The 15,160-nt window shown below is 69.8% G+C and carries 11 protein-coding genes; 4 read left to right on the top strand and 7 right to left on the bottom strand.

All coding sequences use genetic code 11. The annotated features are described in order from the left end of the window. Positions 1–25: 25 nt before the first annotated feature. On the top strand, positions 26–742 hold the full coding sequence (gene hypB / locus FMEAI12_RS35830) for a hydrogenase nickel incorporation protein HypB (RefSeq protein WP_071064457.1): 717 nt from the start codon (positions 26–28) through the stop codon (positions 740–742). Between the two features lie 238 nt (positions 743–980). Here hypB and hypF read toward each other — a convergent pair whose 3' ends face one another. The 4 genes from hypF to FMEAI12_RS35850 form a co-directional block, all read right to left on the bottom strand. Further along, the gene (hypF, locus tag FMEAI12_RS35835) at positions 981–3,266 is read right to left on the bottom strand and encodes a carbamoyltransferase HypF (RefSeq protein WP_200835526.1); all 2,286 of its coding nucleotides are present in this window, start codon (positions 3,264–3,266) and stop codon (positions 981–983) included. Next, entirely contained in the window at positions 3,220–3,345 is a 126-nt protein-coding gene (locus tag FMEAI12_RS40440; protein WP_112109420.1) for an acylphosphatase, read from the bottom strand. Before FMEAI12_RS40440 ends, hypF begins: the two co-directional genes overlap by 47 nt. Before the next feature lie 18 nt (positions 3,346–3,363). Then, positions 3,364–5,004 (bottom strand): YhjD/YihY/BrkB family envelope integrity protein, encoded by a 1,641-nt coding sequence (locus FMEAI12_RS35845; RefSeq protein WP_112109421.1) that lies wholly within the window; start codon positions 5,002–5,004, stop codon positions 3,364–3,366. Between the two features lie 142 nt (positions 5,005–5,146). Beyond that, on the bottom strand, positions 5,147–6,535 hold the full coding sequence (locus tag FMEAI12_RS35850; protein WP_112109426.1) for an NAD(P)/FAD-dependent oxidoreductase: 1,389 nt from the start codon (positions 6,533–6,535) through the stop codon (positions 5,147–5,149). Positions 6,536–6,721: 186 nt separating this feature from the next. Between FMEAI12_RS35850 and FMEAI12_RS35855 the strand changes: the two genes are divergently transcribed. Beyond that, complete coding sequence (locus FMEAI12_RS35855) at positions 6,722–8,536, top strand: bis-aminopropyl spermidine synthase family protein (protein ID WP_235015153.1); 1,815 nt, start codon at positions 6,722–6,724, stop codon at positions 8,534–8,536. A gap of 112 nt (positions 8,537–8,648) precedes the next feature. Here FMEAI12_RS35855 and FMEAI12_RS35860 read toward each other — a convergent pair whose 3' ends face one another. Beyond that, entirely contained in the window at positions 8,649–9,896 is a 1,248-nt protein-coding gene (locus tag FMEAI12_RS35860; RefSeq protein ID WP_112109423.1) for an MFS transporter, read from the bottom strand. Between the two features lie 123 nt (positions 9,897–10,019). On the opposite strand from FMEAI12_RS35860, the gene FMEAI12_RS35865 reads away from it, so the two are divergent. Beyond that, positions 10,020–11,006, top strand: a complete 987-nt coding sequence (locus FMEAI12_RS35865; protein ID WP_112109424.1) for a LysR family transcriptional regulator — start codon at positions 10,020–10,022, stop codon at positions 11,004–11,006. A gap of 143 nt (positions 11,007–11,149) precedes the next feature. Then, positions 11,150–11,497, top strand: coding sequence for a VOC family protein (locus tag FMEAI12_RS35870; RefSeq protein ID WP_200835525.1), 348 nt, complete (start codon positions 11,150–11,152; stop codon positions 11,495–11,497). A gap of 21 nt (positions 11,498–11,518) precedes the next feature. On the opposite strand, the gene FMEAI12_RS35875 is transcribed toward FMEAI12_RS35870, so the two are convergent. Beyond that, positions 11,519–13,708, bottom strand: a complete 2,190-nt coding sequence (locus FMEAI12_RS35875) for a DUF262 domain-containing protein (protein WP_160144391.1) — start codon at positions 13,706–13,708, stop codon at positions 11,519–11,521. Positions 13,709–13,760: 52 nt separating this feature from the next. Continuing rightward, complete coding sequence (locus FMEAI12_RS36865) at positions 13,761–14,444, bottom strand: hypothetical protein (RefSeq protein ID WP_160144392.1); 684 nt, start codon at positions 14,442–14,444, stop codon at positions 13,761–13,763. Between the last annotated feature and the right edge of the window lie 716 nt (positions 14,445–15,160).

A 15,160-nucleotide genomic window follows, 5' to 3' on the forward strand; every position in this document is an offset into this window, starting at 1 on the left:
GGGCTGAGGGAGCGGAGGTGGGCTGATGTGCGGGACCTGCGGTTGTGATGACAGTCGGGAGGCGGCTGAGGCGCGGACGCTGCGGCTCGAGGTGGACGTGCTGGCGCGCAACGAGGAGTCGGCGCGGGACAACCGGGCGTGGCTGGCGGCCCGGCGGGTGTCGGCCGTCAACCTGATGAGCTCGCCGGGCGCGGGCAAGACGACGCTGCTGGAACACACGATCCGCGCCGTGGCGGGGACCGTCACCTGTGCCGTCGTGGAAGGCGACCAGGAGACACCGCTGGACGCCGAGCGCATCCGTGCCACCGGCGCCCGCGCCGTCCAGGTGAACACCGGCACCGGCTGCCATCTGGAGGCGGCGATGGTCGGGCGGGCTCTGCGGGAGCTCGACCCGCCGCCCGGGGCGGTGGTGCTGATCGAGAACGTCGGCAACCTGGTCTGCCCGGGGCTTTTCGACCTCGGGGAGTCGGCCCGGGTCGTGCTGGCCTCGGTCACCGAGGGTGAGGATAAGCCCAGCAAGTACCCGCACATGTACCGGGTCGCCGACCTGGTCCTGCTCACCAAGGTCGACCTGCTGCCCTACCTCGCCTTCGACGGCGACCTGTTCGCCGGGTCCGTGCGGCTGGTCAACCCGTCCGCCCCGGTGCTGCCGGTGTCGGCGACCGCCGACACCGGGCTCGCAGACTGGTACGGCTGGCTGCGCGCACGATCATGCCCGCCAACCACCGGCGGCCCGCCCTGATCTGCCCCACTCCGTGTTCTCGCTGCCCAGTTATGCTGCCAAGTTATGGAGCCCACCGATTCTGGTGCTCGACTCCTCGCCGTTTGACTTCTTTCTCGCCGTTTCAGACAGAATTCCCAGCGAAATTCGCCCAGAAATGGCGAGTGGGATGCCAAATAGCGAGCAGGCCGGCCCGGCGTGCGGGGCTTTTGTCCCGGCGTGCGGAGCTTTGTTCGGTCCCGTGCGCACCGTCTGCCAGTCAGGTGCGCTGCTGGCCGCGGGCGTTCGCGACCATCGCCTGGCCGAGGCTGATCCCGCCGTCGTTGCAGGGCACCCGGGAGTGGGTCAGGACGGTGAAGCCCCGGTCGACCAGCCCGTCCATGATCTCGCCGAGCAGCCGCAGGTTGCCGAAGACACCGCCGGAAAGCGCCACCGTTCCCGCCGGGCATGCCGGGAGCCCCGGGCGGCCCGGGGCTCCCGGGCCGCCCAGGAGGCTGTCGCGCAGGGCGGCGCAGATGTCGACGGTGAGCCCGGCCAGCGTGCTGTGGAACCGGGCGGCGATCACCGTGGGGTCGACGCGTTCGCGCAGGTCGTCCACGACGCCGCGGATCAGGTCGGCGCCCGGCAGCAGCAGCCCGGCACCCGACGGCGGGGGGCTCGCCGGGTAGCGGCCGTAGTCGCCGGGGGCGGCGATCCGCTCCAGCTCGATCGCGGCCTGCCCTTCGTAGGTGATCGTGTCCCGGACGCCGACGAGAGCCGCGACGGCGTCGAACAGCCGTCCGACGCTGCTGGTCAGCGGGGCACCCACCGGGGACGGGGCGGCACCGGACCTGGCCAGGGCGGCGACCGCGTCCCAGCGGTCGGCGTTGCGGCGGGCGACCGCGAGGCGGTCCGGGTCGGCGACGCCGGCGGCGAGCAGGTGGGCGGCGGCCATCCGCCATGGTGCCCGGATCGCGGCGACGCCCCCGGGCATCGGGACGGGCGTGAGGTGTGCGAGCCGGGTGAAGCCGGCCAGGTCGGCCCACAGGAACTCCCCGCCCCACAGGGTGCCGTCCGGACCGAAGCCGAGGCCGTCGAAGGCCACACCGAGCACCGGCCCGGGATGGCCGTTGTCCGCCAGGCAGGAGGCGATGTGCGCGTGGTGGTGCTGCACACCGACGACCGGCAGGTCCTGCTCCAGCGCCCACTTCGTGGACAGGTACTCCGGGTGCAGGTCGTGCGCTACCAGTTCGGGCGAGATGTCGAACAGCCGGCGCAGGTGGTCGATCCCGCTGACGAACGACCGCAGCGTCTCGTGGTTCTCCAGGTCCCCGATGTGGCCGGAGAGGTACGCCCGCCGCCCCGCCGCCAGGCACACGGTGTTCTTCAGCTCGGCCCCGCAGGCCAGCACCGGCCGCTGGACCTCCCAGGGCAGCGGCAGCGGCTCCGGGGCGTAGCCGCGGGAGCGGCGCACGAGCGTCTCCCGGCCGCGCACCGACCGGGCGACCGAGTCGTCGAGCCTGGTGTGGATGGCCCGGTCGTGGGCGAGGAAACCGTCCGCGACCGGGCTGAGCGCGGCGAGGGCCTCCTCGTCGCGGTACACGATCGGCTCGTCGGAGATGTTGCCGCTGGTCAGCACGATCGGGCCGGGCAGCAGGCCGAGCAGGAGGTGGTGCAGCGGCGTGTACGGCAGCATCACGCCGAGCGTCCCGGTGCCCGGCGCCACCGCCTCGGCGACCCGGCCGGCGCACCGGCAGCGCTCGACCAGGACGATCGGCCGGCGCCGCCCGGTGAGCAGGAGGCGCGCGGTGGGGTCGAGGCAGCACATCTCCTCGGCGGTCGCCAGGTCGCGCACCATGACGGCGAACGGCTTGGCGTCCCGGTGCTTGCGCCGGCGCAGGGTCGCCACCGCGGACCCGTCCGCGGCGAGCACGGCCAGGTGGTACCCGCCCAGCCCCTTCACCGCGAGAATCCCGCCGCCCCGCAGCAGCCCCGCTGCTCGCTCCAGCGGCTCGTCGGACGTCGGCGACGCGGCGGCGGTGGGCCGGAAGCTGAGGGTGGGGCCGCAGTCCGGACAGCACACCGGCTGGGCGTGGAAGCGGCGGTCGGCCGGGTCGTCGTACTCCGCCCGGCACCGCGCGCACATCCGGAATCCGGCCATCGTCGTGGCCGGCCGGTCGTAGGGGACGTCCCGGATGATCGTGAAGCGGGGGCCGCAGTTGGTGCAGTTGATGAACGGGTAGCGGTAGCGCCGGTCGGCCGGGTCGGCGAGCTCGGCCAGGCAGTCCGCGCAGGTGGCACTGTCCGCGCAGACCCGCGTCCGCGGCCCGGCCCCGCCGCGGGCCGGGTCGCTGGGGGCGATCCGGAACCCCGGCGCCGCCGGCCCGGCTCCGGGCGGCGCGGGACCGCCGGAGACGTCCACGCTGTCGATCTGGGCGAGCGGCGGCGCCTCCTCGCGCAGCGCGGTCAGGAACGCGGCGACCTCCGGGCCGGCGCCGTCCAGCGCTATGTGGACGCCCTCAGCGTCGTTGGAGACCTGGCCGCTCAGGCCGAGCCGGGTCGCCAGCCCGTAGACGAAAGGGCCGGAAACCGACGCCCTGCACGATTCCGGTCACCTCGACCTCGACCTGCTCTCGCGACGTCATTCATCCAGTCTCGCCCATTCATCCAGCCTCGCCCAGCGGGCGTCCGAAGGCCTCTCCGAAGACGAGCTCCTCGACGGGACGGCGCCGCAGGTTGCTGGGGAAACCGCGCTCGGGATAGCCGACCGCGAGGTGCGCGGCGGTCGCGTAGCCGTCCGGTATGTCGAGCAGCTCGGCGACCTTCGGTTCGTCGGCGACCAGCAGCGTCGTCAGCGCGGTGGCCACCCCGGCGCCGCGCAGCGCGAGGCAGAGGTTCTGCACGATCGGGTAGACCGACGCCCCGCCGACGATGCTCAGCCGGTCCAGCTCGGTGTCGGTGGGATGCAGCGCCGCGAGCTTCGCGCACACCACGACCAGCACGGGGACGTCCGCCAGGGTGCGCGCGAAGTGGTCGGCCTCGGTCGGCGTGCTGATCCCGCGCTCGTCGAGGTAGGGCTGCCAGCGGGCCAGGTAGAGGTTGGCGAGCACCCGCCGGCGCTCCGGGTCCCGGACGACCACGAACCGCACCGGCTGGCGGTTCCCGCCCTGCGGGCCGAACCGGGCGGCGTCGAACGCGGCGACGAGGACGTCGTCGGGCACCGGGTCGGGCCGGAACCGCCGGCAGGTGCCCGTCGTGCGCATCGCGTGTGTCAGCTCCATGGGTCGATCCTGGTCGACGGAGGCGTCACCGGACGAGGCGTCACCGACGGAGACGTCGTCGAAGGAGACGTCGACCTGCTGGAAGCTCTTGAACTGCTCCGCCTGGGCATACGAGGTGTAGACCCGCCGGTCGGAGTCGGTGAGGACGACGTCGTCCACGAACGGGGTGAGCAGCGCGCGCGGGTAGAGCCGTCCGGCGCGCACGGTGTTGATCTCCATCGCGAACACGATCACCGCGGCGAGCAGGTACAGCCAGGTCATCAGGCCGAGGACCAGGGCGAACAGGCCGTAGACCTGCGTGCGCCCCTGTAGCTGGTACTGGAGGAGGTAGGTCCCGGCCGACTGGAGCAGCTGCCAGCCCAGCGCGGCGATCGCGGCTCCGGGCAGGATCTGGCCGAACGTCACCGACTTGACCGTGAGCAGCCGGAACGCCATCAGGATCAGGCCCGTGTTCCCGGCGATGCCGAGCACCACCGCGAGGACCTGCGCGCCGGCACCGAGACCGGTGCCGAGGTCGCCGGCCCGGGTGGTGATCGCGGACAGCAGGGTCGTCAGCACGACACCGAGCCCGAACAGGCCGATGAGGCCGAAGCTGCGCACCCGGGCGAAGAAGGGGTTCGGCCGCGAGCGCCGCGGCACCGCCCAGACCGTGTCCAGCGCGTTCCCGAGCGCGCGGGCCACCCCGAGGCTGCCCCAGATGCTGCCGAGCACACCGATCGCCACCGCCACGGCACTCCCGCGCAGGGCCTGGACGTCGCTGCGGAGCTGGTCACCGATGATCGGGAACTGGCTGAGCGCGGAGCTCACCACCTGCTCCTGGATGTCGGGATGCCCCGCGAGGACGAAGCCGAGGCCGGTCGTGAGCAGCAGGAGCAGCGGAAACAGGGAGAGGAATCCGTAGAACGCGATCAGCGCGGCGAGGTAGCCGCCCTGGTCCTCCGCGAACTTGTAGATCACCGCGAGCGGGAACGCGACCCTCGGCCTGCTCTGCTGCGCCCGATCCAGCCGAGCGCCGAGCGCCATCCCGCGCCTCCTCGTCTCGATGCGTCGCAGGCGGCGGCACACCGGTAAGAACTGGACCTACCTCCGCGATCGTAGGGATGTATTCCACCGACGCGGCGCAACGCACGCGGGATCTCCAGCCGGCTGTCACCCCGGCGACCTGTCAGCGTGTGGGCTGGTAGATCCGGGTGTGCTCCGACGTGGCGATCTCCGCCCGCTCCGGGACGGACTCGTCGAAATGGGTGATCTCCTGGCCCAGCACACCGTTGAGCACCCAGTCGGTCGCCACCCTGACCCGGTTCGCGCCCGCGGGGAGCGCGGCCAGGTGGTAGGCCCGGGTCAGCAGCGCCGCCGGCGGCCCGCTCAGGGTGAGGCCGAACGGGTTCGCCACCGCGGCGCGGCCACCGAGATCCACCACGAAGCCCAGGTCACGGTGCCGGTACCGGCGCGGCGAGCCATACCCGAGCGAGGCGGCCACGTTGCGGGCCGCCGTCCGGCCCTGGCGGATCGCGTGCTGCGCGGTCTGCCCGGCCGGCGCTCCCCCGCGCGTCACGTCGGGGACGGCGGCGGCGTCCCCGAGCGCGAACACCCCGTCCGCGGTGGGCACGCGGAAGAACTCGTCCACGATCAGCCGGCCGTGCGCGGTGGGCAGCCCGAGCGCGGCGACGAGCGGGCTGGGGCTCACGCCGGCGCACCAGACGACCGTGTGGGTCGGCACGCCCGTGCGGGTGCGGACCGTCGGCCCGCCAGCCGCAAGCGTGACCGCCTCGGCCCCGATCTCCACCACCGACGTGCCCAGATGGACCTCGACCCCACGCCCGGCGAGCACCCGCGCGGCGCGATGCCCCAGCGCCGGCGCGAGCTCGTGCAGCACCCGCGGCGCGTGATCCACCAGCAGCCAGCGGACGTCGGACGGCCGCAGCCGCTGGTAGGCCGCCGCGGCGTGCCGGGTGAACCCGACCATCTGCGCGGCGAGCTCCGTCCCGGTGTAACCGCCGCCGACCACGACGAACGTACACAGCGCCGCCCGGCGGCGCGGGTCGTCGGCGGCGTCGGCCAGCTCCAGCCGGCGCAGGACGTGGTCGCGCAGCGCCACGGCCTCGTCGAGGTTCTTCAGCCCGAGGGCGTGCTCGTCGAGGCCGGGCACGTCCAGGGTGCGGGTGACCGAGCCGGGCGCGAGGACCAACCTGTCCCAGCCGACGGTCCGGGTGGTGGCGTCCGCGGAGCGCACGGTGACCGTGTGCGCGGACAGGTCGGCGGCGACGACGTCACCGAGCCGCAGCAACGTGCGACGCAGGACGGCACGCAGCGCCACGGCCAGGTGGCGGGGCTCCACCGTGCTGGCGCAGACCTGCGGCACCAGCGAGGTGTAGAGCAGATGGTCCACGGGTGAGACCACGGCAAGCTCCGCGCGGCCGGCGGGAAGCGCGGATTCCAGCCGGCGCAGCAGGCTCACCCCGGCGAAGCCGCCACCGACGACGACCACCCGGGAAACCCCGGCCCGGCCGGAGTCAGTCGGGGCCGTCGAGCCCGTCCGGTCCGCCCGGCCCATCGGGCCTCGCTGCTCCGTCGGGTCTGGCCGCCGCCCCGGCGTCGGCCGCCCGGTCGGCTTCCACGGCACCTCCGGGACCGACCCGACCACGGCTGCTCCCCCGATGATATGAATATCGACATGATCGGCGAAAATTCCTCGACGGACGGTGTCCCATCGGGAGAAGTCCCGACGGAAAACCCTTCGATGGACAACGCCGCCGCCTATGTCGACGGCTACGGTGTGCGATCCCGTCCACTGCGCGAAATTCTCTCGCTGTTGACCCGTGACAGCCAGCCGATCGAGGTTCTGATAGCCCGGACCGCGACACCGCGGCGCGCGGTCGAGGAGCTTCTGCGCAGCCTTGACGAGGATCTCACCGAAAACAAGCACGGCCACCGGATACGGCCGGAATTGACCGCCGGGTATCGCACCCGATTCGCTCTGGACGAGCTGGAACCGGCCGACGCCCGCGCCGGCGGCGACGCCCGCGCCAGTGGCGACGCCCGCGCCAGTGGCGACGCCCGCGCCGGTGCCGACGGCCTCGCCGCAAGCCGTGTCGGCGGCGGCGCCGACAGCGGCGTCGAGCTCGACGCCCTGGGCCGGCTGATCGCGGCTGCCCCGGCGCCCCGCCGGGATCTCGACCACGTGGCGGCGACCGCCGCGACGCTGGCCCGCCGCGCGGCCTGGCTCACCAGCACCTACGACCTGGCCGGCCGGCGGGTGCTGTTCGTCGGCGACCACGACCTGACCTCGGTGGCGCTGGCCCGGCGGCAGCCCGGCGTCGAGATCACCGTGGTCGACCTGGATGAGCGGACCCTCGCCTACATCGACGCCACGGCACGATCCGAGGGACTGTCGATCCGCACGCTGTTCGGCGATCTGCGATTCACCCTGCCGCCCGCCGCGCGGGAGTGGGCGGACCTCGTCCTCACCGATCCGCCGTACACCCCCGAAGGGGTCGGCCTTTTCCTCGGGCGAGCGCTCGCCGGCCTGGGTGACCGGAAAAACGGAGTCGTCGTCGTCGCCTACGGCCACAGCCGGCTCCATCCGATGCTGGGTTTTCAGGTACAGCAGTCCATGCAGCAGTTCGGCGTCGTCTTCGAAGCCATACTGCCGGCATTCAACCGTTATGACGGCGCGCAGGCCGTGGGAAGTGCCAGCGATCTGTACGTGTGCGCGCCGACCAGCCGCACGTGGAAAGTCCTCGAGCGGGCGGTGGAGAGCTTCGGAACACGCATCTACACCCACGGAACGCAGTCCGTGGAGAGCACCGCGGCGGTCGAGCTCGGGCCGGCCGCGACGGTGATCGGCGACGCCACCGCCGCCGGATCGCCGGACGCCCGCCGCCTCGGCCTGCGCTCGCTGTTCACCGGCTCGGACTACCTTCGCGACCTCGGCGACAACGCGGACGTCGCCGTGGACCTCACCGCCGACCCCGGGCCGCTGCTGCTGCGCGCCCTGCTCGCCGTGACCGCCCGCAAGGTCCGGTTCGTCGTGCCGGTCGACCATCCCGACGTGTCGACCCCCGGCGCCCGGGCCGCTCTCGCGAGCCTGGTCGCCCCGAAGTACCGCCTGACGTTCCCCCCACCGGCCACGGCGGGACGTCCACGGGGGGCGACTGGGACCGAGAGCGGCGGCTACGAGGTCGTCCACGCGGATCTGGTCGACGCGGGCGACGGCGACGGCGAGGCGGACGCCCGGGTGGGCGCCGACGGTCCGCTCCGGCCGCCCGCGTCAGACGTCGCCGCGCGCTGGCTGCTCGAACGGGCCCACGGCCGGATCGGGAACGTGCTGCGCGAGGGCGTGATCCGCGCGGCCGCCCGGGACGGACGGACGCTCTCCAAGAACGACGCCCGCGCGCTGGTCCGAGCCCAGGTGGGCACCGTCGATCTCGACACGCTGGACCTGGCCGCGATCGAGACCCCTCGTGCACGCCTGGAGCGGGTACTCCAGGCCGTCCGCGCGCCGAGGGCCGCACCAGCGCCCGCCCCTCAGAATCCCAACCATGGGCAGGACTGATCAGGCGATCAGGCCTGGATACGAACGCGAAATCAAAGTCGTTCACGGTTGGGCTCACCGCTTGTGTGGGCGAAGCGGCGTCCTTCTGGAGTGAGTCGGGCGTTGCGATGAGTCATACGGAACGGACAGCTTCGACTGGCGCGCCAACCGCGGGGTCGGGCATGTGCATCCGCTGGGGAAGGAAGAGAGGGGTGGCGAGCAGGAGGACGCCGGAGATGGTGATGGCGGTGAGTGGGCTGGTGAGCGTCGCGAGGACGCCCCAGATCACCATGAGGGTCGCCTGGGCGAGTTTGCTGCTGATGCTCCATGCGCTGAGGACTTGTGCGACGTGGCCGGCGGGAGTGCGTTGCAGGCGTTCTGTCGCGTTGATGGGGTTGAAGACGCCCATGCAGGTGATCAGCAGGGCCTCGACGACGATTACCGTGAGGAGTCCGGGAATGCCGGGACGGGTCAGGGCGAGTCCGAGCGGGAAGATCGAGCGCAGCCAGCCGGAGACGATCATGACGCGGTGCCGACCGTAGCGGGTGACGAGGCGCGCGGAGAGGCGGGCGCCGGCGAAGCCGCCGAGTGCCGGGATGCCGAAGGCGAGACCGTACTGCCAGGCGGGGAAGTGGTACTCGCCCAGCAGAAGGACGGCCAGGAGCGGGCTGGTGGCCATGATCAGACCGCCGACTGCCACGGAGTTGAGGAACAGACGTCGTAGAGCGCGGTCGTGCAGGATGAATCGCCAGCCGCTCAGAAGGTCAGTGGCGCGTACCTTGGTGGCCGCGTCGCGGGGCGCTGCGACGTCGCCGCCACGGATGCGGAGGACCCCGAGCGCGGAGAGCAGGTAGCTGAAGGCGTCGGCGGCGACGGTGACGACCGGGCCGAGCAGCCCGATGAGCGCTCCGCCGAGAGGCGGGCCGGCCGCGGTCGCCACCCAGCTCGTGCCCTCGAATCTCCCGTTCGCGACGAGCAGATGGTCCGAGTGGACGAGGTGCTTCAGGTACGCACCGGATGCGGCGGTGAAGGCGATGCTCGCCGTTCCGGAGATGACCGAGACGACCAGCAGTTGGCCGTAGGACAGCAGACCGAGGAAGTACGCGATCGGAACGCTCGCCATGGCGAGGAACCGAACCAGGTCCGTCGCGATCATCACGGGGCGCTTGGTCCGGTGCTCGATCCACGGCCCGAGCGGGACCGCGACGATCGCGGCGACGGCGAGGCCGGCTGCTCCCAGGAACGAGACGGCGAATGCCGACGAGTGCAGCACCCGGACCGCGATGAGCGGGAACGCCCCGAAAGCGATCCACGTGCCGTATGTGCTGACGGCGTAGGCCGACCACAGCCACCCGAAGCCGGGCCCCGATCTCACACGCACATGGCTCCTCGCGACAACCGACGGTTTGGATGCCCGAAGCACATCAGTCATGCTGGAGCGCGATCAAACAACCGATTCCTCGGCGAGCCACAACCAACAGTTGTGCGCACCTAAGATGAACCAGTGGACACCGAGGCATTGCGATCGTTCGTCCGGGCGGCCGAGCTCGGACAGTTGCAACATGCGGCCGACGAGCTGGGCGTGACGCAACAGGCGGTTTCCAAGCGGATCGCCGCCCTGGAGCGCGGGCTGGAAGTCCGGCTGTTCACCCGTACCGCCCGAGGGGTTGAACTGACACTCGACGGTCAGGCTTTTCTCCCGCACGCGCGGAGCATCGTCACGGGTGTCGATCGCGCCATAACCGCGGTCAGGCCGGGCTCCCGGGCCCTTCGGATCGACGTTCTCGGCCTGCGAAGCGCGCAGGCCGTTGTTCTGCACGACTATTGGCGGTCGCATCCCGAAACCAACCTCGACGTGGTGACCCTCAGGGTCAACGACCCACGCGTGGCGGTCACCGCCGTCGAGGCAGGCGATATCGACGCCTCGTTCCGTACCGTCACCGACCCGGCCACGCTGCCACGCGGCGTGCAGATGATCCATGCGTTCGACTCCCCGCTGGAACTTCTCGTCGGCCCGAGACATCCGCTCGCCGCCGCGCGAAGACTGACGCCACCGCAGCTGCGCCAGCATCGGATATGGGTGCCGGGTATCGCGCCCCGAAGCGAATGGGCGGAGTTCTACGACCAGCTCGCCACCGACTTCGACCTACGCATCGACGCGGCAGGCCCGCACTTCGGCGATGAAGTACTTTTGGACACCCTCGCGGAATCCGCAGACGTGGCCACCCTCGTCGGGGCACGCGACCGGTACATCTGGCCGACGAACCACGACCTACGCCGCATCCCTATCGTGAATCCGATGCTCGCATACCCCCTCTCGCTCATCCTCCCCAGAACGAATCCACACCCAGGACTCCGCGCGATCATCACCCACCTCGGAACCCTGCCGAGGCTCCCTGAGACGGTCTGGCTCCCGTCCTGGGCAACGACGCCACGGCGCGGCGGCGGCGACATCGCGAATGCTCGCGGGTGCCAACCTCGACCAAGGTGACTCGATCGACCGCTGACCGGCCGCGCGAGAAGTAGAAGTAAGGAGAGCGCGACGCCGGCAGGGTGGTGACGTCGGGGCGGAACGGGCAGGACCAGGCGCAGATGATGTCGCGTGAGCGCCCGCCTCGGTCTGGAGTGATCCCCGTGCCTGTCGCCAAGGTTCTGTCCGTCGTCCCGGTAGCCGACTTCGACGCGTCGATCGCCTGGTACGAACGGCTGTTCGGCCGGCCCGCCGACGCGCGTCCGATGCCGGGGCTGGCGGACTGGCACATCACCAATGACGCGTGGGTGCAGGTCTTCCGCGACGTCGACCACGCCGGAGGATCGGCGTTGAACTTCGCCGTCGACGATCTCGAGGACGAAACGGCGGTCCTGGCCGGGCGCGGCATCACGCTCGGCGAGGTCACCGAGACGACCAAGAACGCGAAGCTGGCCTCGGTGGCCGACCCCGCCGGCAACACCGTCACCCTGATCGAGAACCCGTCGACCTGACCGACGCCGTCAAGCTACCGGTCAGGCCGGGCTCCTGAAACGTCGGCGCACCGCGTCCAGCTTCTGGTTGTTTCGTTCGACTTTCCAGAACTCCCAGCCGTTGCAACCGACTCCCCTGGCGTCCGCGGCAGCGCCCGACGGAGTCGTGAACGAGGAGCCGGACGCCGTCCGAATTCGTCCGTTGGCGAGGACCGTCGCCCGGTGCTCCGCTCCGCCGCCGTGGGCTATCAGCCCTTCCTCGGGGAAGACGAGGCCGGCTCGGAGAAGATCGGCGACGGTCACACCGTAGCTTCTCCTGGTCTTTCCCCCAGCATGCGCAGGGACCGGGACGTCCTCCTGGGGAGAGAAGATGGTCAACCCGAGCGCGGCGGGCGACCAGATCCGTTCAGCCATCGCCCGGTAGAGTTCGGCCCGCTTGTCGATGAAACTCTGGACGGAATCCCCCAGATTGTAGGGGATGAACTTGTCCTGTAGATTCTGGGCGGCAACGAACTTCCGGAACTTGACCTTTCCCCTGCCCTCGTGACTGCTCGGAGAAACCGAGGCGGCGAGCCAGTTGAATCGCGGGTAGATCTCCATCTTGTCCACCAGCGACATGCTGCCGATGCTGGCATTCTCCTCGCCGTCCAGCAGAACCAACCCGCCCAGCCTGCTCCGAAGCTTCTTGAACTCCGTGCCGGTCAATGTCCCGGTGTCGTAGATGCCGGGCTTCCTGGTGAATAGGTGCTCAATTTCGTACGGCCGCCTCCCGTCCGTTCGGGTGAGCATCCTGTCCGCTCTCTCGTGACGTTCGGTTCCCCGCTCCAGCCAGGCGGTCAGGCGGGCAAGAAAATAGAGGAGAAAGTTCCGGTTTCCGCCCTCACGATAGCCCATCGACGAGATTTCTTCGAATCTCTCGTACCAACCGGCGGCGGCCGTGCCGAGTTCCCGACTGAGGGACTCCGTAGTGCGGGACTCGCGCACCCGCGGTAGCAGCGGGTCAATGACCTCGGCGAGGTCGGACGAGCCGTACGACTCTCCGCTGAGGCCACGGGTGACGACGAACAGGTCGACGAAGTTGGCCACCAGCCGGGCCTTGGCGAGGAAGACCGCTTCGGTGTCCTCCGTTCGGGCAGCCACCAGCGTGAGGTCGAACTGCCGGGTAACACCGTTGCGGGCGTTGAACCAGATCGCCTCGAACTCGGTGCGGTACTCCCCTGCCGCCCGCAGCAGGTCCAGATACCGTCCGTGCAGCGGCTCCAGCCAGTCGGTCAATAGGCTCACGCGCGAGCCGTTCTTCCGGGCCGGCCACAGGTCGTCCTCATGCCTGGAAAGCCATTCATGAGGAGCCTGCTCACGGGCGCGCTCGGACTCCTCGGACGGGTCGACGTCGAAGTACCGCGCGTGCAACGCCGCCCGCACGAACTCGAGCGGGCCGTTCCTGTCCACCGCCTCCAACGCGGTGACCATGGATCTCCATTTCACGTCCAGCTTGTCCAGGTCGTCGCGGGCGTCGCTGAACAAGTAGTTCTTGAGGTGGTCCAGCGGGGCGAGCCGGACTCCTCGGTCGTTCATCGTGGAGAACATCTCCTGGCCGCGTTCCCGATCGCCCGCGTCCATCTCCACGAGGGAGACCCGGTGCAGCAGCCAGCGGCCGAAGTAGGGAAGCAGGTCCTCTTTGATCTGCGCCGGGCAGCAGGCGAGGATGTGATTGGATGCATCCCACACCCGCCGGATGTCGGGGGAGGCCGCGTCGATGCCGAACTGGTGGTCAGCGAGCAGGGCAGCGAAGTACGGTTCGAGGTTCTCGACGCGTACGGCGAAGGACTGGTTGAGTGGTCGACCGCCGCGTATGAGTACACCCAGCTGCATTCTCAGATCGTCGACATCGTCCCGATGAGATGCAATCTTGTACAGCTGGATCAGGAGGAGGAGCAGGGTGGTGACCCGCTGCTGACCGTCAGCCAGGTAGGTCTGCCCGTTCTGCCGATAGACAATGATGGAACCCAGAAAATAGGGGTCGTATTGGTCGACGTCCCCGTAGTTGTCGGTGTCTTCCCACTGTCGAAGAAACTTGCCGGCAAGGTCGCCGATGAGTTCCTCGATCTGCGGCCGCTCCCAGGCGTAGCTGCGCTGGAAGGCGTCGAGCTGGTACGTCCGCCCGTCGAACAGCTCCTGGACCACGATGCTGTTCGCCTTGACGATCGGCTTCGTGATGCGCGCCTTGCGCACGGCCTCTCCCCACATCGTCTGGACGCCGCCAGGAGGTGCAGCCTGACTCTGGTCAGGTGACGAGTGCCTTGACCAGCACCACCTCGTCGCCGCTGCCGAACCACGAGAAACCGGACCGCACGACCCCGACCTCCTGGCCGGGCCGAGGGTGGGACCCACCGACTGGCTCGTGCCGTGCGCGGTCGAACGGGACCTGGTCTCCGATCCGACCCGCCGGCTGCAGCCGGCGGCGCGCCGCCTCTTCCAAGAGCCAGTCCACGACATCCATCGCCGAACGGCCCTCCGCCACGACCAGCTCGGCCCCGCCCACGAGGTCCGCCAGGAGCACGGCCTTCTCCTGCTCGCGTTGTTCCGTCCAGCCGATCTGGGCACGAGGGCCGGTGGTCTCGGCACGTGCCAGGCTGTCGGCGATGTTGTCGACATAGGCTTGGACGAGCCAGCCGGGTGCCCGCACGCGGGCCCGCGCTGACAGCTCCGCCAGCGAGGCCTGCGAGGGCTGGGACACAGGAGACCACGCGTAGGTGGTGGGCGTCGGTTTCGAGATGTTCGGGTGTGCCTTGAGAAGGCCGCGGAGACGTTCCCACTGACGGTTGGCGTCCTCGAGCCGGACACCGGCATCGACGAGGGTGCTCCTGATCTCCTGGAGGCGAACGGGACGGCCGTACTGCCTGATGACCGCCACGAATGCCGTGCCAGCGTCTTCAGTGAACTGCTTCGCGAGTACCCGGTCACTCATCGAAACCTCGTTCAGGTCGGAGTCGTGGCCTGCCAACGGCCAGGGTGAAAGAGAATCTGCTGTCGTGTGCCAGACGGCATTTGCGCGTCAGGCGCCCGATTTCCGAGGTCATTGCCACACTCTTGCATCTTCCACCAGAATCCAACGACCCGAGGATTTCCTTCCGTCTTCGAAGTACTCCAGCAGCCTGGTCACAGATTTCGGCGTTGTTTCTCGAAATCCTAGGGATCTCGCCCGCGCCAGCGGCGGCATTTCGACCTAAAACCTCACCCCCGTCACTCCACTCCCACATTTATACATCAATGCGCACCATCGACTTAAAATGCCGTTTGCGATGCATGGTCCCGTTGTGTGATATGTGGCAAAAAGCGGCTTCCGGCATGCCTGAACGAATGATGGTACTTGAACGCAGTGGGCCCACAGGGATGACGACACTCCCGCATGGTCACCGCCCAGGACCTCGCCGGGAGTCCGCCCGCACTCGCACGCCAGACTTCACCGGCCGTCAGATGACTCAGCGGCGGATCGACAACAAGGACGGTTCCCGAAGTGGGTGCCGGTGGATACCACAGTCTGCCGGATCAGGACACAATGCCGTGAAGCTTAAGTCGATCTTGGATGGCTGATCTTCTGCTGTTCTTGGCTGGTGGGTTGGTACGGCGTGGCGGCGTGGCATCTGTGCTGGTGGGTGGTTTGGTCACGGTTCGTGGCTTCGA

The sequence above is a fragment of the Parafrankia sp. Ea1.12 genome (genome assembly GCF_900465275.1).
Taxonomy (GTDB): Bacteria; Actinomycetota; Actinomycetes; order Frankiales; family Frankiaceae; genus Parafrankia; species Parafrankia soli.

Excerpts from the sequence above, each read along its gene's own strand:
- hypB (WP_071064457.1), top strand. The coding sequence starts at position 26 with ATGTGCGGGACCTGCGGTTGTGATGACAGTCGGGAGGCGGCTGAGGCG.
- FMEAI12_RS40440 (WP_112109420.1), bottom strand. The coding sequence starts at position 3,345 with ATGACGTCGCGAGAGCAGGTCGAGGTCGAGGTGACCGGAATCGTGCAG.
- FMEAI12_RS35850 (WP_112109426.1), bottom strand. The coding sequence starts at position 6,535 with ATGGGCCGGGCGGACCGGACGGGCTCGACGGCCCCGACTGACTCCGGC.
- FMEAI12_RS35845 (WP_112109421.1), bottom strand. The coding sequence starts at position 5,004 with ATGGCGCTCGGCGCTCGGCTGGATCGGGCGCAGCAGAGCAGGCCGAGG.
- FMEAI12_RS35855 (WP_235015153.1), top strand. The coding sequence starts at position 6,722 with ATGGACAACGCCGCCGCCTATGTCGACGGCTACGGTGTGCGATCCCGT.
- FMEAI12_RS36865 (WP_160144392.1), bottom strand. The coding sequence starts at position 14,444 with ATGAGTGACCGGGTACTCGCGAAGCAGTTCACTGAAGACGCTGGCACG.